10 protein-coding genes are annotated in these 24,766 nt (G+C 44.9%); 8 read left to right on the top strand and 2 right to left on the bottom strand.

The genetic code is table 11. From position 1 onward, the window contains the following. Positions 1–8: 8 nt before the first annotated feature. Positions 9–101: a hypothetical protein gene (locus BLT94_RS22400; RefSeq protein WP_245743178.1), complete on the top strand. Its 93-nt coding sequence runs from the start codon at positions 9–11 to the stop codon at positions 99–101. A 49-nt stretch (positions 102–150) separates the two neighbouring features. Further along, on the top strand, positions 151–789 hold the full coding sequence (locus tag BLT94_RS18045; protein ID WP_014959473.1) for a 2Fe-2S iron-sulfur cluster-binding protein: 639 nt from the start codon (positions 151–153) through the stop codon (positions 787–789). Between the two features lie 150 nt (positions 790–939). On the opposite strand, the gene BLT94_RS18040 is transcribed toward BLT94_RS18045, so the two are convergent. Both BLT94_RS18040 and BLT94_RS18035 read right to left on the bottom strand, forming a co-directional pair. Then, positions 940–2,931 (bottom strand): ABC transporter ATP-binding protein, encoded by a 1,992-nt coding sequence (locus BLT94_RS18040; protein ID WP_245743176.1) that lies wholly within the window; start codon positions 2,929–2,931, stop codon positions 940–942. A gap of 9 nt (positions 2,932–2,940) precedes the next feature. Beyond that, complete coding sequence (locus BLT94_RS18035; protein WP_014959471.1) at positions 2,941–4,686, bottom strand: ABC transporter ATP-binding protein; 1,746 nt, start codon at positions 4,684–4,686, stop codon at positions 2,941–2,943. A 742-nt stretch (positions 4,687–5,428) separates the two neighbouring features. Between BLT94_RS18035 and BLT94_RS18030 the strand changes: the two genes are divergently transcribed. From BLT94_RS18030 to BLT94_RS18005, 6 genes are read left to right on the top strand one after another with little or no spacing between them, the layout of a single operon-like run. Continuing rightward, on the top strand, positions 5,429–8,113 hold the full coding sequence (locus tag BLT94_RS18030; RefSeq protein WP_092237177.1) for a CHASE2 domain-containing protein: 2,685 nt from the start codon (positions 5,429–5,431) through the stop codon (positions 8,111–8,113). Positions 8,114–8,115: 2 nt separating this feature from the next. Beyond that, positions 8,116–11,355, top strand: coding sequence for a poly-gamma-glutamate biosynthesis protein PgsC/CapC (locus tag BLT94_RS18025; RefSeq protein WP_092237174.1), 3,240 nt, complete (start codon positions 8,116–8,118; stop codon positions 11,353–11,355). After that, positions 11,352–13,865, top strand: a complete 2,514-nt coding sequence (locus tag BLT94_RS18020; RefSeq protein ID WP_092237171.1) for a hypothetical protein — start codon at positions 11,352–11,354, stop codon at positions 13,863–13,865. The genes BLT94_RS18025 and BLT94_RS18020 overlap by 4 nt, the downstream gene beginning before the upstream one ends. Next, positions 13,862–14,815 carry a hypothetical protein gene (locus tag BLT94_RS18015; protein ID WP_092237168.1) on the top strand — a complete coding sequence of 318 codons (954 nt, stop codon included), beginning with the start codon at positions 13,862–13,864 and terminating at the stop codon, positions 14,813–14,815. Before BLT94_RS18020 ends, BLT94_RS18015 begins: the two co-directional genes overlap by 4 nt. 13 nt (positions 14,816–14,828) lie before the next feature. Beyond that, positions 14,829–20,369 (top strand): hypothetical protein, encoded by a 5,541-nt coding sequence (locus BLT94_RS18010; RefSeq protein WP_092237165.1) that lies wholly within the window; start codon positions 14,829–14,831, stop codon positions 20,367–20,369. Between the two features lie 12 nt (positions 20,370–20,381). Further along, entirely contained in the window at positions 20,382–24,638 is a 4,257-nt protein-coding gene (locus BLT94_RS18005) for a hypothetical protein (protein WP_092237162.1), read from the top strand. Positions 24,639–24,766: the final 128 nt, after the last annotated feature.

Genomic DNA, 24,766 nt, shown 5'->3' with positions numbered 1-24,766 from the left:
TGTGTTCTTTGGGGAAAACCGCTTCCGATCCGCTCAAAAGCTCCCTGCGCTACTTCAGGGATGAGTATGAGGCTGGCATAAAAAAGACTGCTACGGCTTAAATGCTGGTTGGGTCAAACAAGAATTAAACTCTAAAAGAGTGTGGATACAATGAGTGAAATCAATTTACAGATAGATGGAAAAGAAGTTAAGGCTGAGGAAGGGATGACTGTTTTGGAGGCGGCTCAAAGTGCCGGTATATTTATCCCTACGCTTTGTCATAATGAGGTTTTGGAGCCTTATGGCGGGTGCCGCCTTTGCACCGTGGAAGTGGAAGTCAACGGCTGGAGCAAACTGGTTGTCGGCTGCCTTTACCCGGTTGAACAGGGTCTGATTGTCAGAACCAGGACAAAGATGGTGGATAAGGTTCGCAAACTGATTTTGGAGTTCCTGCTGGCGCATTCTCCGGATTCTCCGGCATTGCTGGAGCTGGCGCAAGAGTATGGGGCTGATAAAGACAGGTTTGAAAAAGAGTCTTCGTTTTGCCTGCTTTGTGGACTGTGTGTAAGATACTGTGCTGAAGTTAAAAAGAAAAATGTTATCGGATTGATTGACAAAGGCGGAAAACGGGAAATAAGTTTTATTCCTGAACTGGCCGCCAAAGAATGCTGGGACTGCAAGGAATGTTTTTCACTTTGTCCTACATCCTATCTACAGGCAGCTTACCATTTAACCAAAGCAATTGCGTTTCCTTCTCTTCCGCTTCCTGTCAAACCTGTATCAGAGGGAACAGCAAAAGCGATAAAATAATCTGATGATAATCAGAAGGAAAAAAATGAGAAAAACAAGTCTTGGCTTTAAATATGATATTGTTCCATTCTGATTCAAATAATTTGCTCAGGAGGCCGATTTTCCTCTGGTTGAATACATCAAGCAAAAAGAGATTGCGGCAATAGCCGCCTACATCGTATCCGCAATCTTTCCTTTCTTCAGGCCGTTTGCCTGATGAAGGCCATAATAAAACTGCCTGTTTTTCATCAGGGTTTTGTGGGATCCTTTTTCGATCACCCTGCCGTCCTTGATCACGATGATCTGATCCGAAGTGACCGCGGAACGGAGCCGGTGGGCAATGGTGATGGAAGTCCGGTTCTCCTTCAGGTTGGAAACCGCAATTCGGATTTTCTCCTCTGATTCCGTATCCACATAGGAGGTCGCCTCGTCAAAGATGATCAGGTCCGGCTGATGAGCAAACGCGCGTGCAATGGAAATGAGCTGTCTTTCCCCGCTGGACAGGGATGCACCTCCTCCGGAAATTCGCGTGGACAGGCCCTCCGGCATTTTATCAATGATAGACTGACAGTTGGAGAGCTTCAGGATGGAGTTGAGTTCCTCTTTTGACACATCCTTTTCCGGCGGCAGGATATTCTTCCGAATGGTTCCCGTAAACAGATAGGGGTCCTGGGTCACCAAGGCTATTTTTGACCGTATGGATCGAACGGAATAGCGTTCGATCTCATCTCCATTGATCAGTATCCTTCCACCTTTTGGTTTGTAAAACTGAACAATCAGGTTGATCAGGGTGGTTTTCCCGGACCCGGTGGGTCCCACAATGGCTAAAGAACTTCCCGATTTCAGGTCAAAAGAGAGATTATTCAAGATGTTTTTCCCCTTTTTGTATGCCATGGTCACATGGTCGAAGGAGAGGGTGTCCAGCCTTTCCAGTTCTTTTGAGCCCCCTTCGCCATGGAGCTTTTTGTCCAGGATCTGTACGATTCTTTCGCCGGATGCCAGGGCATTCTGCAGGATGTTATGCTTCTCCGCAATATCACGGATCGGCCTGAAGAACATCTTGATATAGGAGATAAAGGCAACCAGGATTCCAAGACTCACCAACTCCGAGACCACCCTTCCTCCACCGTAAAAGATCACGATAGCCAGGGTAAAGGAACCCAGCATGTCGATCACAGGCATGAAAAGTCCATAGATTCTAATCTGCTGAAGCCCGGCATCATAATTTTCACGGTTTATTTTCCTGAAATCATCCAGAGTCTTCTTTTCCATGGTAAACAGCTGAATCACCTTCATGCCTCCAATGGCTTCGGAAAACATCGAATTGATCTGTGCCACTTTAATCCTCAAAACCCTGAACACTTTCCGGGATTTTCTCGAAAAGAGAATGGCTGCCAGAAACACGAATGGGATCACCGACAAAATCGCAGCAGCGAGCTTCAGGTCCATATACACCAAGACCCCCAATATTCCCAGGAGCATGAAGGAATCTTTCATAACAAACGTGATGATGGAGGTAAACAACTCCTGCATATTCTGGACATCGTTGGTCACCCGTGTGGAAAGCCGACCCACCGTGTTTTTATCGAAAAAGGAGACGGGCAGTCGCTGAATATGCCTGTAGATGGAAAGTCTCAGATCATGCATGACCCACTGTCCGGTGTATTCCATCACCATGATCTGTACAAAGCTGAACAGAAACCGCAACCCCGCAATAGCCAACAACACCAGGCCCACCAGGGCAGTACCACGCAAATCATGGGCACGCATGATGCGCATCTCTTCCCGGGTCAGGCGGTCCAGGTGTTCCGATGAGAGGGTGGCGGTGTTTCCTTGTCTCTCAAAAAGCCCGGGATGACTGAGGATGACCGTTTCCATCTCTTTTGTTTTGATCTCAACTGCCAGGGCAGGGGGAGAACCTTCCCCCTGTATACCATCCCTTTGACTGGAAAAATCGAGTCCGGGTACAATATAGCGGTCCACAGCAATTCGGGTGACATAGGGCATGGCCAGGTCCAATGCAGAGATGGCCATCACCAGCGCCACAGAGACCGTCACCATCAGTTTGCGCTTCATGATAAAGGGGAAAAAACGTTTCAACAACCTTATATCCTTGGGTTTGTCCAGGCTTTCCTCATCCGGAAAATTCATGCTCAGTCTCATAACAGTTCCTTACCCGATCCTTTCTTCCGTAACCTGCATTTCATAAGCGTCCGCATAATAACCGCCGGACTCGACCAGCTCATCATGACGACCAGACTCCGAGATGATGCCGTCCTTTAACACGATGATCTTTTCCGCATGTTTGAACACGGAAAATCGGTGTGACACGATGATTATTGTCTTGTGCCCCTTAAGAGAACGGATCGTCTCTGAGATCGCCATGGCGGTTTCCATATCCACCTGGCTTACCGGGTCATCCAGGATGACGATGGGTGAGTCTTTCAGAAATGTCCTGGCCAGTGCCAGTCTCTGTTTCTGCCCCCCGGAAAGATAAACCCCTTTTTCACCGATCACGGTTTCCAGGCCATCTGGAAAAGACGCGATTGTCTCGGTCAGCCTGGCCATCTCGATCGATTTTATCAAACGTTCTTCCCCCGCACCAGGATCCCCGTAAATGAGGTTGTCCCGAATTGTGCCTGAAAACAGGAACGGCTCCTGGGGCATAAAGGAGATTGCGCGCCTCAATAGTTCAAGGTCGATCTCCTTGATCCCCATACCATCAATGGTGATCCCGCCGGTGGCGGCATCGAAGATCCTCGGGAGCAAACTCACCAGGGTGGTTTTGCCGCTTCCCGGAGGACCTGCTATGCCAAGGGTCTCCCCTGGATTCAAGAAAAAGCTGATTCTTTCAAGTACAGGGATCTGCCTCTCTTTGTTTTTGTAGTTAAAAGACAACTCATCCACACGGATTTCGCCGAAAATCTTTTTAGGAACCAATGCATTGTCTGAATTTCTAATCTCCGGTTCATGGGCCAGTATTTTTTCGATCCGCTGAACAGATGCCATTCCCCGCTGAATCATATTGGTGACCCAGCCAATGGCCATCATGGGCCATGTCAGGAGCCCAAGGTAGCTGATGAAGGCAACAAAATCACCGGGAGAAATGGTCATGGTGATCACCTGCCTCCCCCCTATGAAGATAACTATGGCAAGACTTATGTTGGTCAAAAAAATCATCATTGGGAAAATCAGGCCTGTATATTTCACCAGGCTCATGTTTTTCGACACATAACTCTCCGATCCCCTGCAAAAGGAATCCGACTCAAAATTTTCCCTGTTGAAGGCCTTGATGATTTTAATCCCGGAAAACCGCTCCCTGACCAACTCCATCAGATCAGAAAAACCGGCCTGAACGGTCATGTATTCGGCAAAGAGCTTCTTACTGAAGATTTTGGTAAAAAACGCGATAAACGGCATGGGAATCAAGGCCATCAAGGTCAGGTTAACGTTGATATATCCCATGAAAAAAATAGACGCAAAGCCCAGCACGATGGTGTCGGTGAGCGCCACAAGACCCATTCCCGATGCCATCCTGATATTTTTCAAATCATTGGTTGCATGGGCCATGATGTCTCCTGCTGTAAACGTTTCAAAATACGTGGCCGGCATCAACTGGACATGACGAAACATTTTCTCACGGATTCCTTCCTCAATTCTCCTGGATGCTCCGAAAATAAGCACACGCCATAAATACCTGAAACAACCGATCATCAGGGCGGCACCGAGGATGTAAAGGGCATAGGTCAGAAGACCGGCAGGGGTGATGTTCATAGCAGAGATGTCATCAACTGCCCACTTGATGATCCTGGGAATAAACAGTTGAAAAGCGTCCACCACAAGAAGAGCCGCGATTCCCCAAATGAGGTCCGGCCGGCGCTCGATAAAATAGGGTTTGATCAATTCGAAACTTTTCAATCATGCCTCCATAAAGAATGTTTCAGCAAGTGATACCGTTTAATAATTCGTCTATCCCTGCCTTTTTAAGTTTGGAAATGCAAAAAATATGCCGCCAATTTTATATTTAGAGGCCCGGTACAAAATAGTCATTCTATTTTAGATCTAATCAAGCAATTCCACATTTTAATAATTTTACACTGCAAGGTCCCTTTAATTTTATAAATCAATTCAAGTAGCTAAATAAAGATTTTAAAAAAAGCAATACAAAATTGCTGAAACCCAAATCCACCGCCTATTTTTTTTATACCCGTCCAAAGGTAATTCAGGTTTTTTTTTGCTTGGCGGGAACTTAGTCCGGCGAATGAAAGCCTTTTTAGGCACCATCCACCTGATTCTGAAGAATTTCAGGCGTAGCTATTCTATTGAGGACAAAAAAAAATAAATTTTTTACTGCACAAATCTTCCATCATTTCCATTGCAGGGAAGGGAACTCAAGCAGCTTAGGTCCTTATATGCCGGGCAGAGGCGGTTGTTCCTCAAGGCCTTGGCGTTTGGCAATATAGATGAGAATGTTGACTAAAACCTATCACTATATTACAAGTGAGAATAAATGATTGTTTTCAATTGCTGATTTTTTTAATATTTCAGAAAAAATTAAAGAACCCAAGTAAAAGGTAAAATTGAAGAATCCATGGAAATGGTCCATACCAAATTATTTGCTGTAACTGTTTGCTGCAAAATCTTATTTTAAGGAAATGTAATGAACGGAGAATCAAAATATATTGTTATTTATACGGGGGTTCTGACAACCCTTTTAATATGGTTTTTAAGTCTTTCAGGGGCGTTTAATCTGCCCAGCGGCATCCTTTATGACACTTTTGTCAACCACATCCCTGAACAGCAAAATGCTGCAAAAAAAACACTTCTTGTTGAGATAGATTATGACCAGCAAAAAAGTGGCGATGTGGTTTGGATATCTTTCTTGCAAAACCTTAATGCAATTGGAGCCGGTCAGGTTATATTTTCTTTTTTTCCTCCCAATGTATCGGAAAAATTTTATGACAAAGCCGTTTCCATGGGCAATGTCATTTTTGGCAGACAAAAACTTGGGAAACAAGATCCGGCAGGTGAAGATCTTTTTGATCCTATACCTGCCCGGGCCCGGGGAAAAAAAATTATCACGGCACCCTATGACCTTCCGCCAAACAATTACGGGGTGCATCGTTTTGAGCAGGCATATTTTACCGTCCAAAATAAAAAAACACCAAATTTCCTGGTGCTTGCCGCACAAATGAGAAATACACCAGAGCTTGGCGAAGACAATATCTTTTTTATCAACTTTATGGCGACAACAAAAAAACTTCCCAATATAGACTTTAAACGGATAGTCTCCGGTAATCTTGTCCCGGAACTGGTTCAAGACCGTAGTGTCATCATAGGGTTGAAAAAAGCTGCAAATTCCCCAGGTTTTAACACTCCTGTTCATTCGGGTGGCAACAGTATTTCCCTGGTCGAATATAACGGGTATGCACTCGATACTTTGATTGAACAAACCTCAATCAAGTGGCCTGCCCCCCTTACCACATTATGTTTCATTATTACCATCACCTTTCTTGGACTGACGCTCTATCCGCTGCTGTCTGAAATTATGATACTTGTGTATACCGGGGCGTTTTTCATGGGGTGCGTTATAGTGACCTGGGTTTTGTTATCCCATGCGTTTTTCTGGCCGCCTTTTTTTGAAATTATTCTCACCTGTGCAACCGTCCTGGTTTTTATATTTGCAAGAAAGTGTTCGTTAAAAAGCAGGCTTGCCAAAGAAATGATATTAAACCGGTCCATTCAAATTAAGAAAAAATTTTCTGCCACAGGGTTTTATGAATCCAAAGAGTATTGGTCAAGGATCATCAATATGGTTAACCAGACCCTGAATCTTGAGCGGGCAATTTTTCTTGACAAGGTAGAAAACGACCACAGGGTAAAGGAAATAATTGCTTTGAACACCTCCATCAGTGATATCAAGGAAAGGCGACGGGACTATCAGAGAACACCGTATTCCACTGCAATCAAAGAAAACAAACCCATTGAAATTCATTCTTATTTTAAGACAGCAAAGCCAAATGATGTGCAATACCTTGTTCCTCTGAGTTTTGCAGGCAGGCTTCAGGGGTTTTGGGCATTTGTGATTTCATCCGGCCACGCAGCGGATATATCCACTCTTCTTCCCACAATCAACCGCTTTGCAGTGGAAATAGGCGAAATCCTCTACAAGAGAGACAAATGGCATCTTGAGCAGGCAGGTCAAAAAAGTCTGATCAATAAAATTTTGCGTTTTGAAACAAAGGAAGATCTTTCCCACGAGATAAATAATATCATCAATCTGCTGGGAAGGCGGGTTTCCATTCTGGACCTGGTTTTTAACTCCATTGAATCCGCCGTTATTTTATATGATATTTTCGGACAGGTGACCCATGTCAATCAAGGCATGTCCAATTTTTTAAAAACCATGAACATTGCGCCTTTTAAAATGACGGCCCTTGACCTTGCAGTAAAACTGACGAACCATACGGCTCAACAGATGCGCAATTTGCTCAGCCAGACCATCATCAGCCATGACATATTAACCCTGCCCGTCACCATAGCCTACCATGACAAGTCATTTTTGCTCTCCATTCGTCCTTTGCTCATTGAAGAGGAAAACAGCCTGATTCAGGATGATGCATATCCGTTTGATCTGCATGGAATGCTTTTTGAGATGATTGACGTAACCGATGCCAAAAATTCCGGCACCTTGAAGGCAGACCTTTTTGAGCGCAGCAACATCCACCTTAAAGAAGGGGTAGAGTCCATAAGCAATGTATGCATGATGCTTGAAGATGACAAAATGGTTGCCGAACAGAAGACAAAACTCATTGAAAATCTAAATGATAAAAAAGACAACCTGATTAATTTTATTACAGAACTCAATGATTATATGAGCCTTGATGTGTTTTCAGAAACATATCAGGTGTTTCCCGTAAGCACCCTCAAAATCATTAAAAACTCCATATCCCAGTTGCAAGAAATCGCAGGCAAAAAAAGAATTTCTTTTGAGATTGCATCCGGCAGCTTATCTGATCTGGTTTTAGCCGGTCCCGGAGACCTGAAAAAACTTTTTATCTCCCTGTTTTCAATCCTTTTGCATGATGCCTATGAAGAAACAGCCATCCAAATCAGGTCGGAATCCAAGAACGGCAGTATCTTTTACAGCATATACAATACAGGGTATGGAATGCCGGATGAGGATTTTCAAAGGTATTTATCTTCAGGCCAGTTAAATAACTCAAAGTTTTTTCAAGAGATCCGGCAGCTGTCACCCAAGCTCAAACAATGGAAATGTGATCTGAATGGAACAAGTCAAGTTGGAAAAGGCATTCAATTTAACCTGATGCTGAATAAGTTTTAATCATGATTGAATCCTTTATACTAAATATCTTTCCGCCGGGAAGTCTTGCAAACTCAGTGACCACAACGGTCTGGCTTGGAGTGTGTGTGACCTGTTTTTTTAATCTGCGTCTGGGCTGGGTGTTAAGCGGCCTGGTTGTGCCCGGCTATCTTATTCCGCTTTTGATGGTCAAGCCGTTGTCGGCAGCCGTAATTATTTTTGAAGCCGTCATCACCTATTTTCTGGTCTGGCTTTACTCGGAATATTTTTCAAAATCAGGTTTGTGGAACAGTTTTTTCGGCAGAGACAGATTTTTTGCACTGCTGTTGACCAGCATCATTGTAAGACTGATCTTTGACACCATCCTGCTTCCACTGTCAGGAGAATATGTGACCAGGACTTTCGGGATTGTTTTTGATTACCGCAACAGCCTGCACAGCTTCGGCCTCATTGTTGTTGCCCTGCTGGCCAATCAATTCTGGAAGCCGGGACTGAAAAAAGGATTTCTCCAGGCTTTTATAACCCTTTTGACCACATGGCTGCTGGTCCGGTATGTTCTGATTGAATTTACAAATTTCAACATGGGCAATATCGTATACATGTATGAAGACATTGCCTCTTCAATGTTATCCAGCCCCAAAGCCTATATTATATTGTTAACAACCTCGATTGTGGCATCCCGGATGAATCTGCATTACGGATGGGACTTCAGCGGAATACTGATACCGTCATTGCTGGCCCTGCAATGGTATCAGCCTGAAAAACTGGTGTATACATTTCTGGAAACCTTTATTATTTTGATGATCGCCTCCCTGGTGCTGAGGCTTTCCATCTTTCGCGAAGCCAACATGGAGGGAGCAAGAAAAATTCTTTTGTTTTTCAATGTTGGTTTTTTTTATAAGTTGGTGCTGGGATGGGTCATTATTCATTGGTTTCCCAAAGAGAAAGTGACTGATTTTTATGGATTCGGATATTTGCTGACCACTTTGCTTGCAATTAAAATGCACGATAAAGACATTGCCGTCAGGGTCACACGGGCAGTTCTCCAGACATCGTTGGCAGCGGTCATGGCGGCAACCTGTATAGGTTTTGCCATGACCCATATTCCCAATATTCTATCATTGACTGCACAGCCTTTGACCCGGATATTGAATGTTAAAAAAGAGTTTGGCGACCAGCGGTTGATTGACATTTTAAAAGAAGACAAGGTCAGTCTGTTTACTTCCCTGAAAAAAAATTCCTTTGTGTCTCCTTTGCCCAGGGAGATGGAAATTTTTTCAGAAGCACTCAAATCCATTGAACACTATTGCGTTTCAAAGGATATTAATTCTCTTAAAACAGCTGAAAATCTTCTGGGCCGGATCAATTACGCCCTGGCAAAGGTTGAAGGCCATTATCTTTATGTGTATGAAGCAGAGCCGCGAAACGGGTGGGGAAGTTATGTTTTTAATGTTGATTTTAAAAACCCCATGATCCTTGAAGTCCCGGCTCCCCTTGATGAATGGGGCATCCTGGAAGCCGGGACATGGCTGTTTTCCGCTTTGAACGCCAAGGCTCTTGCCTTTGGCGGATCAGGACTGAAAACCAATGATGACGGGACGTCTGATGTTTTGAACAATCCTTTAACACTGTTTGCCGTGTTTCAGCGTTTTTTTCATGACACCAATATCCTTCAGGTTCGGGGTCACACCCAAAACACCATAAAGGTGCTGACAGGCAAGCGGGTTATCCCTACTCTGGGAGAACCCCCGGTTGTCGATTCCCTTCTCTGGATAAAATCTTCTTTACCGCCCGGGCTGGATCTTGTGCTTTTAAAAAACATACTGGGTACTTTTGGCATAAAATGGGAAACTTCTCCATTCAACAACCGGCTGCAAGACAAGTCGCATTCCGGGTTTGCCGTATTAATGCTGAACCGTCACCATGCAAGGGATTTGATGTTTAAAACACCTTTCAAGGGAATTGAACTGCCTGTTGAACTCAGTGAGCAGAGTATTGTGGGTTATCTTCAAGACTGGCTGCTCAGGGGCAAACAAAAAATTTCAGAAAAAGGATCGGGCCTGTATCAAGTACCAAGATTTGAAGAACTTTTGTTTTTTGACCATGAAATTTTAACCCCTTTGTTAAAGCTGTCCCGGCAATTGTATTCAGATAAGGGATGGGGACCGAATGCTGTAAATGAATTAAAAGCATTAAACACATCGGCTGCCGTTATGGGGTATGAAATCATCCAGTACCGCCATAAAACTTCACACCAGGATTATTTGATTTTATCGGAAAGAGATGATGCAGCCAAGCGGTTCTGGGGAAGTTATATTTTCCGTCTCGGCCCGTCAAATCCCTATCTGATCCAAACACCTAGGCCTTTATCTGAAATGAACGTGTTTGAGTACTCAGTGTCATTGTTTGAACGGACCAAGGCATTGGGCCTGATGATCAGTACGGCCCACCCTTTAACAAACCCGGACGGATCATCGGATATCATCAGGATGCAGAACAAAGAAAGCCTGTACACCCTTGTCAGCCAGGTGATGGTAAGAGAACAAGGATCTGATCCCTTGATGATCGTTCAATGCAGGGCACTTGGATTCAAACCGGATGCGCCTTTGCCGGATACTGATGCATTGCTGTCTTTTCGATCCGGAGTCAAGCTTTACAGTCAACCCGATACTTTGACCCTTGACCTGATCACCTCTTTGAAATCAAACGGATTGAGCATTAAACTGGCGGACGGGTCAAAAGCCACGGCCGGATATGAAGTCGGGGGAATTCCCCAGGCCATGTACCTGGACCAGTCCCGGAATAAAGAGTTTGCCATTATCTGGCTGTCTCCCGTCATAAGAGCCTATTTCAGGCAGCAAACGGAAAACAAGAGACAGGAAAGCCAGTTCAGAGCTTTGGGCATCAACACAATTGAAGCCGATCTTTTCGCCACTATCAACACAAGCCGAAACCAGCCGGTTGATTTGCCAGGCCGGTTTAAAACCCTTATTCAGACCTATATTGAAACCCATGATATTATTGTGCTGGATCAAATTTTGCATCAATGGCCAGGCCTGTCTTATCAAAGAATCATCGACCTGAATTCAAAACAGAGCTTTTTACTTGTATTCACAAAAGCAAAACAGCTTGCCGCAGTTATCAACCTGTTTCCAAAAGATATGGGCACAACACTTGCCGTAAACGTCTTGCAGGTTACTCAAGAACGCATATCCCATTATATTGACGCCAGACTTGCATGGCTGGAGTGGACAAAACAGTGAAAAAATATTTTTTAACGGCTGCTGCCGCATTATTTTTCATATGGCCTTGCCATACAATGGGTTTTGAATTTGAAAGTTTTTTTAAAGGGCTTAGGCAGAACATGCTGAGCTATTTAAAAGCCCCGGATGCAAAGATAAGCTTGTGCTATAAACTGGATCAAAATCACTGGACCAACTTTTATCTTCCCCCGGCAACAGACAGGGTCAAGATCATCACCACTGCCAATATCCCCAAAAAGGCCGACTATGATCCTGATACCCCAATGAAGTATGCCCTGGAATACCAGATTTGCGACAAAGAAAATAATATTATAAAATCAGGAATTTATCACAAACATACTAAAATCACCTTGTATAACGATGCTGCCGGGGACAAGCAATACACGGCAGGGTATTATCTTAAAACACCCCTGGTTCCCGCAGACGGCAGGAGTGTGGTTCTGGATTTTAAGAAAATCCCGGATAACCAGGGTTTAAAGATGAGATTCCGGCTTTTTGGTCATGACCCCATTATCTTTGATGTGGTAATGCGGCTTTATCTGCCTGAAACACCTTCTGAAAACAATTTAAAGCACCAGTGGCAGCGAACCGGCAAGGAAAAAAGAGAGCATCTGTCCCGTTTTAATATCTATCCTCCTGAATTTTTAACGCAGACCGAACAGATAAACCTTATGCGAATGGCCTGGCAACCTCTGGCACCATTGGGATCTGCCAGCAAAGATTATGTATTGCGCAAACTTTATGTCAGAAAAGAGATTGACGCCGACATTGTGCAACCGCCACCTTTCCCAACCGGTCTGGTGATTGATCAGCAGTTGCGGGTTACCGTACCCATCCCGGAACAGGGAATACAAGTCAAATGTGTATTTTCGCATGTTGCCCCCATTGTGGAAGGAAAGCCCCCTGCCCATATACAATTAAAATGGTTTGGCAAAAAACAAAAAAAACAAGAATGGACAGTGCCATGGAACGGCATTTTTGCTGTATATGAAAACCGGCTTGCCGGAGGCATAATGGAATTGAGTTCTGACCAGCCGGTTATTGTTCAGGTCTACAGCATTGACAAAGGCCAGAAGACTGATATCACTCCTGCCCCCCTTGTTGCACGGGCATTTGCCATGGACCAAGAGAACACTCTGACCTATCGGGTTTCCCATGCAAAAGGGCTGTCCACACCCTTTAAGGCCGTGTTCAGAAAAAAAACAAGCGACACAATCTCTGCTGATCAGTCTATTGATTACGCTCTGCTTGATCATAACGGAAAACAAATTTTAAAAAAAAACATTCCTTTTGACCCGGTTCCTTCCGTATATGATCACTTGATTGAAAATGATACCAGGATTATTTTATCCGATCCTGTTGCAGTTTATTTCAGGCTTCCTCCAAAGGTTTCCTCCATCCGGTTTTCATCTTCCAGCCCACTGCTGGCAACTGCATACAACCGTCCTCCTCAAAGGATGGCCCTGACCCGTGTGCCTGAAGACGGGTATGCCTCCATGGACAAAGAAGATGAAAAACAAGTCTCCTGGTTTCCCATAACACCGTTGGGATTTAACACGCTTTTTAAATTGCAAAGATCGGTTTTGCTCAGGCTTCAGCACAGACCGCCGGACATTGATTATGATCTGTCCTCAGGCCGTTTTGTATGGGAATCCTTTGCCCCCCGCGGCAATAGCAATGACAATGGCAACGGGCACTATATTTTAACGCCGGCTGAAAAAAAACAGTATCACCGTGATTCAGCCCTTGTGTCAAATTTTAAAAAAATACCCTTGAACATACCCGTGACAATCAATTTTAAGTCCCAAGGGGCTCTGAAAAAAATGAGGCCCCGGCTGATTTTTTACAGTGAAAACAGATCCCGGCCTTTTCATATCAAGGCGATACTTGACAGGAAAGATTATTTTCAAAAAGATCTGGCAGGGCTCACCGGCAGCGTGATGCTGCCGCCTGTCCAGGCAGGCATACACAAGCTTACCCTATTGTCTTCGGCTCCTGTTCAATGTTTTGTGAACCTTATCCGCTCTGAAGATGCAGGATATCATTTGAGATTTGCCTACCGCCTGACCCGAAAGTCAATGACATTGGACTATACCAAATTGTTTGATGAAGATGAAAATTTATCCCTGGCCCTGTTTTTTCCTTCTATGTATCACTCTGGTGATCAATATGGGGATCAACAAAGTGATCAACATAGCCAAAGACTCGTCTTTACAGCCAAAATCCAAAATCTTTCTTTTACGGATTATGGCCCGTTCAATACCCTTACCCGCAGAAAACGGCAATACAGCCTGAGACCGGACAACAATGAACCCGCCTATATTCTGAATTCATCCACCCCTTTGTTGAGATCCAGGCAGTCTTGTTTTTTTCCGCTCCGCTCGGATCTGAAACCCGGCAAATATGAAATCAGCCTGACCCTGGAACACGGCCCTGATGCCTATATCGTTCCTTACAGGGTAATTTCTGGTGTCTATCCCGAGCGCAAAATATTAAAGGAAATAAAATGATTTTGGACAAAACCGTTGCATGGCAATTTGCGCTGACCTTGTTTTTTTTATTACAGCCCTCCTTATCCCAAGGCGATAGCGGATATTTGCTTGTCAAACAGCATCTTCATGAGGCACGGACAAAAACCGATTTTGTGTTTCCTTCCAAAAAAGAGTTGCAGACAGTTCAGCACCTGTTTTATCGAATGTTAAAAAAAGAGCCTCATAAGGCATTAATTGAAGAGTGGAAACAACTAAATTTTTCCATGACAAATATTGAATGCAAAGGCAAGGAGTATACTCTTTTGTCGGAAGATGAACAAAATCGTACCGGCAGGGGTTTTTATATTTTTCCCACAACCCCGAAGACCAATCGTGTTCTGATGATACCCCACGGACTGCATGACTTTCATACTGACGATATCGGCATTCAATTAAGTCTGGAAGGACACTTTGCAGCTGCAGCATTTAATACTGTTCACAGGTATGGAAACAAAAGAAAAAATTCCCTGCCGCAAAAAAACAATCTTCAGCAGAAAAACCGCCCGAAAAATGATGAAGCCCATGATCTGGCAAAACTTTCAGACACCTTTTTTACGGCATTTACAGCCGCATTTGCCCGGGCATATCCAGACGGATCATTGTTGCAGGTTCATGGATTTTCAAAATCCCGAAGAAAAACACTGGAAGGCCGGAATTCAAACCTTGTGGTAAGTTCGGGAACACGACAGGCAAGCCGCCTGGCCAACAAGTTTGCAGACTGCCTGAAAAAACAATTTACCGGAAACGTCAGCCTGTATCCCCGTGATGTCAGAGAGCTTGGGGGCACCCGGAATATAAGCGGCATTCTTCTTCGATCCGCAGGCCACAATGGGTTTATACACATTGAACTGGATCTTGCAACCCGGCAGCAGATCAAAGATGTCCCTGAGATCAAACAATGGTTTTTAAACTGTATAGAAATGCTTTAAAGGAATTCAAATAATGACCAGATATCTTTTGATCCGGTTGATGGGAGCCGTTTTTTATTTTTTTGTCACAGGTTACGGCCATGCTGCTGTGGATGATCTGCAGATGCATCTTCTGAATGCCTATGACCTTCCGTTGAGATGGGACAATATTGAAAATAAAAAAAACATTATAGAAGGGCCATGCCCCAGGTACAGCCGTGAATACCGCATGCATCTGATAACCCTTGAGCCGGGAGAGGCCGTCAAGGTAAAAATTCCCGAACAGCGCATGCTAAGGCTTATATCACAGGATCACGAAACAGGGCTTGCCCCCTTAAAAATTTCCATGTCCAACGGCACCGGGCTGCATGCTTTTTTGAAAGTTCCCATGACTCCTGATAAACTTTCGGCCCTTATTGATCCTGATACAAATGATCCTGTAATCTGCAAGATTTTTCTTCCAACATACATAAAACATAACATAAGCATTGCCCTGTTTTTTTCCCGGCAGGAACCCTTGGGCACGCTTGCCCCGGCCAGGAAACTGATTCCCCTTGAGGGCACTGCTGTTTCAGTGTCGCATCAGGACACGGCGGGATCAGCCAGTTTTTGGCGCTTAACGGCTGACAAGCCTTCCCGAATCAGCCTGGACGGCCCGGCCCGGCTTGTTGTTGAAAATCGTCTGGTATACCCGGAGCGTGAATCTTTCAGGAGACTCAGGTACGGGTTAAAGGTGTTCATGGATGAAAAAACCCATGCTGTCCTGGATTTTGAAACCGTACCGGAAAGCTCACGGCTCATTTTTATCAACGGCATTCCCCGGCTCTGCGGACGGATCAAAACCTCTTTTCTAACCCTGCCAAAAGGCAACCATACACTTACACTTGTTCCACGTTCGGATCTTATTGTGCGGGTCATAAAACAGGAAGACCCTGATTATTTGTTGGCAAAATTCAATGCGCCAAAAACTTACAAAAAAAGCATGGACACGGTTTTGTCTCAAAAAACAGTTGTCATGCCTCTGAATAAAATGTTTGATATCATACCCAACCCGGCATTTTCTTTCTCCCAAATTGAAGCGGCAGCAAAAAAAACAGCACAAGACAACACACGGCCCCAGAGCGGACTTTTCAGCGCGTCTTTGATGGAAAAACTTGCTGAAACCCGGCCTGATGCCCCGCAACTCAAGCGTGAAGCAAAAAATTTATATGAAGGTCATACATTTTTTCGCAATCTTTTGCCCCGGATCAAGCCGGATAATAAATCCCAGGAACGCCTCGGATTCATCCTGCCCAGGCTCAGGAGAGCAGGGGACACCCGCATGGTTGTGGCACAACAGCACAGACAAAGACTCGTCAGCCTGATTCAAAAAGGATATTTCCTGAGCGTTCCCAATGACAAAACCCGGCCCCTGGTTTACACCATTCCCAAAAGAACGGCATGGTCAAAGCTTAGGGTCATTCTGGAGCCCAATAATCTGGAGACAGGCATTCTGGAGCCAGGAAATGGTGCAAAAAATTTTTTTGTTCAATTTAACGGAAAACCAAAGCTTTGCTTTACCGCTGAAACTAAATATGATGTCACACAAGATATGTTCAGGATCACTCCGGCAGAAGCGGGACTTGTACTCCGGCAACTTGAAAAAACCTTGTCCGATCCTTGTCTTGATCCGAAAAAATTGATCCAACCATCTTATTTTGAATTGGATCTGCCGCCCGGAGCAGATGAATTTTCCTTGTGGGGAGAAAAAAAATTTACAGGCAGAGCAGCAATCCAATACCTGGATTCAAAACCCTATGTCATGTCTGAATCAGACTATCTTTGGATCGGTAAACATAAAAAAATCTGCCCCGGCCTTTTTGACGACTTTGCTGTCCGGCTTTCTTCAGGCCGGAGTACAAAATTTTCAAAAAGTTACGAGGAAGGACAAGAAAATATTATCCGTAATTTAAAAAATTTTCAGACCTCCCTGGTTCGTATGATACGGTCAAATCATGCCGTGTTCACTGCCTCCCAGGCAGATACCCAGGCAGCTTCAAAGGCAAACCAACGGCCAGGCAAGGCTGATCATCGGGCAGCTTGCACAGCTTTTCAAACAGATTGCCAGGCTGTTAAACGTTCATATCCTTTCGGGGCAATGTTTTCAGATGCCCGGACAAACGCCCTGGTTAAAAAAGCCCGATACCTGGAAGACCAAAACCAGGCTCTGCCTGCCCTTGAAAAATGGTCGGCCGTATTCCACAACACTGCCGGGCAAATTCGCTGTACCGCAGCTTTAAAAATAGCTGATCAGCTGATGTCCCTGGGCGAAACCTATCTTGCAGAAGCATGGCTCAAACAGCTTTTTATCAACGCTGCGCAACCGGTTTCTGATTCCGCTTTTGAACGGCTGTTAAAATTTTACCGGCAGGCAAAGGACTGCTCTCAGGTGATGGCTCTGTATTGCACAAGGGCTGTTCGTTATCCCACACCAAATCACATAAGGGATTTGACACAACTTCTGGTCGAGCAGGGGCAGTTTTCCCAGGCATTGTTCCTGGCTGCGGTTCTTCCTTCAGACATTCAGCCCGTAATGCCGCTGTTAAAGGCGGCGGGCACTCTGGGCTGGGTTCGGGTGTATGATGATCTTGTCACCCGCTTAAACTCTTCGGAACAAGCCGCCTACTGGACCGGTATGGGCCTGCTGTACCAGTCAAAACCGGAACAGGCATGTAAAATCCTTGACTCTGCGGGAAAACCGGGAAAAATTCTTCAAACAGCTGTGGAAAGGGGGCTGGAAATCAACTCCGCTCTTTTTTCAGCGACCCCGGCCAAACGGCTTCAAGGCATACTGGACTGGGAAGCCTGGTCCTCCGGCCTGCCGCTGGATTACCATTGGCAGACTGCATCGGATTCGGTTATGGATTATGACGGAAGTGTGACATTATATACTTTGCCAAGAGATCTGTATTCCCAATCTTTCCGGGCCGTGCCTTCAAAACCTGTTACTGCAAGGTTTCACGGTCCCGGAACATTAAAGGTTATTGTAAGAGTTCTGCATGAGCAAACAGACAAACTGCCGGACACAATGCCAATGAACGGGTGGTTTACCATCCAACATAATAACAAAGATCATCTTGTCCCGATTGTCAATAATCTTCCGGTTCAGGCAATGGTGATTTCAGGAGACAACACCCATACTCCAGGAACCAGTATCAGCCATGACATCAATCTGATACCGGGAGCCAATGACATTGAAGTTTACAGCGCAACAACGCCACTTTTGGCTGCATTTCAAGTTTTAAGGCCGGACAGGCCCTTGACTGGTATTTTGCCTCAACTAACAACCGCCAATGTTGACGCGGTTTTAAAAGGGCAGATCATGCAGAGTTCTTGTTCCGGCGGCTCAGCTGCTGCACGGGAGCTGGCCGGATACGACAGCCACAGTCCGAAAACACTGCCGCAGATACCGGTTCTCTCCCGGAAAGATCTTGAAAACAGACGGAAGGCAAAACAGCAGGTAAAAACCCCGGAACCACTTTACCCGGAACCACTTTACCCGGATACATCTTATCTGGAACCATTTTCCAAACAAGGATTTTCCAGTGAAAAAGATCTGGTTTTCAAAACCATGTCCCAGCTTGTGCTGGCCGCGGAAAAACATCCTGAAAACATATTGCAAATCGAAGCCGACGCCCGTCAATTGTTTACAAAATATTCCCATTTAAAAGGATTAAAAGGGCTTTTAGGACAAATTACCAGACAAACTTCCTGGGAACCTGTCTCAATGGTTGAAGCCAATGCTGGAATTGAATCTTTTCCACTGGCCGGATGGGAGCCGGAATCAGATACCCTTCGCATCAGAAAAGCACTTTTGTCCCCGGTATCTTCGGGAGAACAGATCATAACAAAAGAAAACAATCTGGTATTGTTCATGAACAACACCCGGCCCGTTTTGCTCAAAGCAGACATATCCCTGCTGGATCTGCCTTTTTTGCAACCCGCTTTTGTCAAGTTTTTTTACCAGCTGGATGACCAGGCTCCCGAATTTATCACGCTTTTTCCAGGAATGACTGCCCACCAAGCGGCAATCCGGGTCTCAAAAGGGTCTCATAGGCTTACAATCGGTATTTCAGACAGTTATTCAAACCAGTTTTTAAAGGTCAAATTTTGTGAAAACCCGTCCGTTACAAAAACATATAGTGCCGAAAAATCAGTTGGCAAAACTTTAACAAACAGCACATGTACCGAGCTGCTAACAGACAATCCACCCAAGCGTTCCTTTTACAGGGCAACCCACAAAGACCCTGTAAGGGTTCACATCCAGGGACCGGCATGGATACGCATTGATACGCTCAAAAACAACGATACCCGGGTTGAGCATCAATATATGAATCCGGGCTGGCACACCCTTGTCCTGGAACCGGACAAAAATAAATCCCAAGCCCTGTTCAGGGTACACAGGCGAGCTAAGGCCATATTCCCACCCGATCCGTTAAATCCAAGACTGGTGAAAGCCGACTTTGACCTTGTTCCTGCTCCCCATGAAAATTTTTTACAAGATTTTTCTCCCGGCAACACCGTCTGTTTTCAAGACGCTTACGCCCTTGGGTCTCAGGAAGACGGAACCTGGTCTTTGGCCGGATCATATAAAAACTTGTTCAACAGCCTGGAAGATGAGGCAGAAGAAGACCAGGGACATATATATGAAATCTTGGCAACCCATCACTATTATCACGAAACTCTGCCTGGATATACCGACACTGGATTTTTAACCCGCTTCAGGCAAAATGCAGGACCGGTCATCGGACTGACACAAGATTTTTATTATTATCCCAGGCAGGTTCCCCTGGGCCTGAACCTTACAGGCCGCATATACCTGCAAAATCCTGATGCAGATACTTTTGCCATGTTTGACAACAGCCCTGCGGAATATTCCGGTCTTTTCAAAGCAAGAATTTTTCAAAAACGGCCACTATACTTGAAATTTGGCCTGAACTCTGGCCTGAAAGCTTTTCATATCCCATCTTTTTCCCTTTTTGGAAGAATATTGAGCATGGATGATGCAAACCAATATCCCAACCGCCTGGTGGACCGAGATATCTTTACCGACTACAAAAACGACCACAGGGCGGGGGCAACCCTTTCTGAATACGCCTCATACATGCCCTGGCTGGATACTGTATGGTTTTTGCAAGGATCAATCAGCAGCAATGAAAATATGAATTTGCTTCAACCGGATAATATGAAAATGAAAATCGGATGGAAGCAGCTTTTGGGTAATTTTCAGGCAAATCTTTCTTACGGCCACAGGTATTATTTTTCAGATGAGGACCGGTCCGCTGATATCAAAAGAAACACCGGAACCCTTGAATTGTTCTGGAATCACTGGACCCGTGATCAGCAACGGCTTACTTTGGGCCTGACCCTTGAACAGGACCTGGACAACAGTGACACCGCCATTGAGTTTTCAGGAGTCTGGTTTTTCAGCAAAGGCCGGGGTTTAAAAGATATCAGGCCGGGAGCCCTGGATTTTTTCAATATCCATAAACGAAACATGCCCCAAAAAAACAATACCTTTATCCGCAACCATTAGGCAAAATTGATCATGAAAAAAAACATGAAACAGATAAAACAAGAGACTCAACATATTTTAAAAGCAGACCTGTCAAATCTGGAGGACAAATTATTCACAGAAAAAATCAACAAGCTGACTGATAAGTTTCTGGCAGACAGATTTTTGCCCGATAAATTTCTAACAGATAAATTTCTAAACAGGAAGGCATTGAACAAGCAGGCAGCAAATTTTCCTGAAAAACGCCGCCTGTCCTATCAGATCATTAATTTTCTGGTGAATGAGTCCATGGCCGAGCAAGAAGCAATCCGCGCCTTGAACGTATTGCGTGTTGACTATAACCTGCGGTTTGCGTCCGCCAATACTAACATTGAAAAAAAAGCTCTGATCCTTCAGTTTGCCGTTGACCTGGGCGCTTCAGCTTCCCGGATCAAAGGCGACAAGCGGGCCTTTAAGCGCTGGTTCGGGTATGATGTTGTTCTTGAAAGGTGCAGCCGTAAAATTGCCCGGATCGAATACCATCTTGTTTTTCTGCTCAACCGGCTGGGGGTGATTGCCTCAAAAGCCCTGGGTTCGGTTTCAGATAAGGCGGAACAGGAAAGAATACTCAACCGTATCAACATTGAAAAGACATTAAAACCCCTGCTGGCCTTCAGCGGTGACGAGCGGGTAAAAATAGAAACCTTCAGGTGCATGACAAGGATCATCAGGACCCTTCCCTCACAGGTCAAAAATGAGATAATTGAAGAGGAAATTATCACCTTCATCTACCGGGCGTCCCTGGATGTCCGCCAGCAGATATGGATTCAGTGTGAAGCCTTTGACCTGCTTTCAGTACTTGACCCGGACTCTTTTTTCCAGGCAGCCACCCGACGGCTTTTCAATCCAGTAGATGGTGACGACCTGTTTGTCCGCAGAAAAATCATACAGCTGTTCCATGATCATTTTAACAATGAAAAAGAGATTAAAAAATTTATTCCAACCATTTCCAGGGATATCAGCCCTTTTGTAAGGCAGGCTGTTCCAGGGGTTTTGATAAAATTTCTGATCCGCCAAACATCCGGGACACAAAATGAGGATATCGTCTCCTGGCTCAGACACATCCTTTTCAAGGACTTCTCCCCAAAGGTAAGGGCGGCCGGGCTTTTAGCCGTGGCATCATCAGATGATCTGATACTTTTGTTTACCGGCACGGTCTCGGACCTGATTTTTGATCACCTGTCCATGGAAAAAGACCCCTTTGCTGTCCGTGTCAGCTTTAAATGCGTTTATGATATTATAAACACATTAAACACGGCAGGACACCACGATGGTGCAGCCGCGTTTTTTGAACGGCAACTGCCGGTTATCACACAGCTTCATAAGACCGCAAAATCTTTGTCTGTAAGACGCTGGGCTGCATTAACCCGGGAAAAACTGCTCATTCAAACAGATGATGAGGCAAAAGACTTGATGGAGAAACTTGCCGCCATTATCCCCCATATCAGACCCGGCAAAAAAAAGCGGCTTCCCAAGTCCTGGTTTAAAAATATGGACGACAACAGTATCGGCAGAATCCTTTGCGTACTTGCCCTGGAAGATTTCAGCCTGGGTCTTGAAAAAGGCATCACCGGAATTTTTCTTTTCAGAGGAGAGCGTTTTGGTTTCCGGGTCTGGAGATTTTTACATGAATTTTTTTCCCCGTCACCGGATAAACGGCAGGGGTTCAGCCACATCACCGGCAGAAAATATTTTGGACACCTGAGAGCCCCTTCAGGTATAGGCAGCGAACTTACCCGGACAAAAGTTCCGGGAGAACCCTTGTATGTTGACACTGAATCCGGGTGGAGGCCCTATCTTCCTCTGGTTGATGACGCCGTAGGCTGTTCAAAAACAGTTTTTTTAACCAGACCGGTTAAAATCTATACCCCGGAAGGTGTCACAAAAATGTATTCTCCCCGGTCTTTATTCAGGCGTGCCCTGGCCTGGATATCGCTCACCCTGGGATTTTCAAAACATGCGGATTTTAGAAACTGGGAGGAGACTAGCCGGGAAAACCCGGATAATTATATCCGCTCCTTGAGAAAACTGGGCTTTGACATACAATTTGAGGGTTTTGCCGTTATACCGCCACAAAAAGATGAAGATCCTTCAGTAACAAGATTTTTTGCTTTTGGCCTTCCCTTTTTCACCCCGGATGTATGGACCCGGTTCAAATATTATTTTTTTTCAGCCTATGAAAACTCTTTGTATGAACTGGGTCTTTTTTCAGCTGCACTGCTTTTTTTCTTTCTCTATAAAAATCTGTCCTTAAGCCATGCTGTTGCATCTGCCAGAAAACAAATAACCCTTGTCATCGGCGGATGGGGAACCCGTGGAAAATCTGGGGTTGAAAGACTTAAAGCCGCTGTGTTTGAAGCTTTAGGGCATGGGCTGGTGAACAAGACAACCGGATGCGAAGCCATGTTTCTTCATGCCTTCCCCTTTGGGAAAACAAGGGAAATGTTTCTTTTCAGACCCTATGACAAAGCAACCATATGGGAACATCATCATATGATCCGCATGACTCAAAAACTGAAATCAAAAATATTTTTATGGGAATGCATGGCCCTGTCTCCTGCCTTTGTCAAAATTCTCCAGCAGCAATGGACCCGTGACGATGTGTCCACCATTACCAATACTTATCCGGATCATGAGGATATTCAAGGACCGGCAGGCATCAACATTCCACAGGTCATGACAAATTTTATACCGAAAAAAGGTGTGCTGATTACATCTGAAGAGGAAATGAAACCCATCCTTGCCCGGGATGCACAAGAGAAAAAAACAAAAATAGAGTATACAGGCTGGCTTGAATCAGGGTTGCTGACACCGGACGTACTGGGCAGGTTTACATACGAGGAGCATCCCAGCAATGTGGCCCTGGTATTAAAACTGGCCGGTTTTTTAGACATAGATCCCGATTTTGCCCTCCGGGAGATGGCAGACAGGGTGATTCCCGATATCGGGGCTTTAAAAGTCTTTCCTGTTGCGCCCATAAAAAACAAAAAACTTGCATTTATCAACGGTATGTCGGCCAATGAGCGGTTTGCAACCCTGAGCAACTGGAAACGGATGAAACTTGACAGCCCTGATTATGAAAATACTCCTGAAACCATTATAAGCACTCTGGTCAACAACCGGGCGGACAGAATAACAAGATCCAGGATGTTTGCCTCAATTATTGTGGAGGATCTCAGTGCTGATTATCATTTTCTGATCGGATCAAACCTGTCTGGACTCATGGGATTCATTACTGCGGCCTGGGATGAATATCTGGAAAAAATCAATTTGTTCCCAACCGAGACCAATGACCGTAATGCAGGCCTTTCAACATTCCGGCAAGTTGCCGTAAAATTGAGAATAGCACTTTCTTCACAGACGGTTATCAACCGGGCAAAGGTTATGCTCAACAGCCTGGGAGCAAAACTAAGCCAGGAAGAAATCAAAACAGCCGTCACCCATCCTGCTTCATTGCTTGAAAATACGACATTAAAAAACTTGGAATTAAAAAACAGAGCAAAAAAAACAGAGCAAATCATACACCATATTGAGAAATTGAAAAAACAGAACAAAGAGGCTGAAGCATTCCAGGAAAAAATAAAACAGCAACCCAGTACAAAAGCCCTGGAAATGGAGTTTAAAACCCTTGTTACCAGATGGTTTAAGCAAAAATTAATTGTTATTGAAAATGTCCATGCCACAGGCGAACAGATCATCAATACCATTTGCAGCCATACCCCCCCGGGACTGTTGAACAGGGTCATGGGACTGCAGAACATCAAAGGCCCCGGCCTGGATTTTGTTTACCGGTGGCAGGCCTGGGAGCAGTGTTATCTGGCGGGGCAAAATTTATTGAATGACCGGGAACCAGAAGTCTTTGAGCAAGGGTTGAATATGCTCACGTCTTTCCAGGATTATGGCATGTTATGCCGGGATTATCTGATCAATATTTTAGATCAGACAGCAGGCAAAGGGATTGCTCAGACGGAAAAATATCAGGCAGGGATCGCCCTGATCCGGTCAAACCTTGACACTGCCGTCACTGCCATTAAAAATAATCTGACTGTTGCCGGATCTGAAAACAGCATCGCCTCTAAAATAACCGGAATGGTTGAGGCTGTTCTGGATGCAGGTGATGCTGTCAAGCGGCGTAAAATCGCCGACCGGATATACAAAGACCTGATCAATGAACGTATCAGCCATGAACGAGCCGCCATTGAACTGAAAAAATTAAATCAGCGTCAAAAAGGCGGCTGGCTTGCCGGATAACACAACGTGATGCAATGTGATAAAATGTGATGAACAGTTACAGTTAAGGCGGGAAACCCGCAATCCAGATATCTCTTCTAATTTTCTTGTTTTTTTTAACAAAAAATTGAGGAGTAAGGCATTAACAG

Origin of the sequence: Desulfobacula phenolica (assembly GCF_900105645.1) — a bacterium.
Taxonomy (GTDB): Bacteria; Desulfobacterota; Desulfobacteria; order Desulfobacterales; family Desulfobacteraceae; genus Desulfobacula; species Desulfobacula toluolica.
This window is presented reverse-complemented; position numbering and strand designations above follow the sequence as displayed.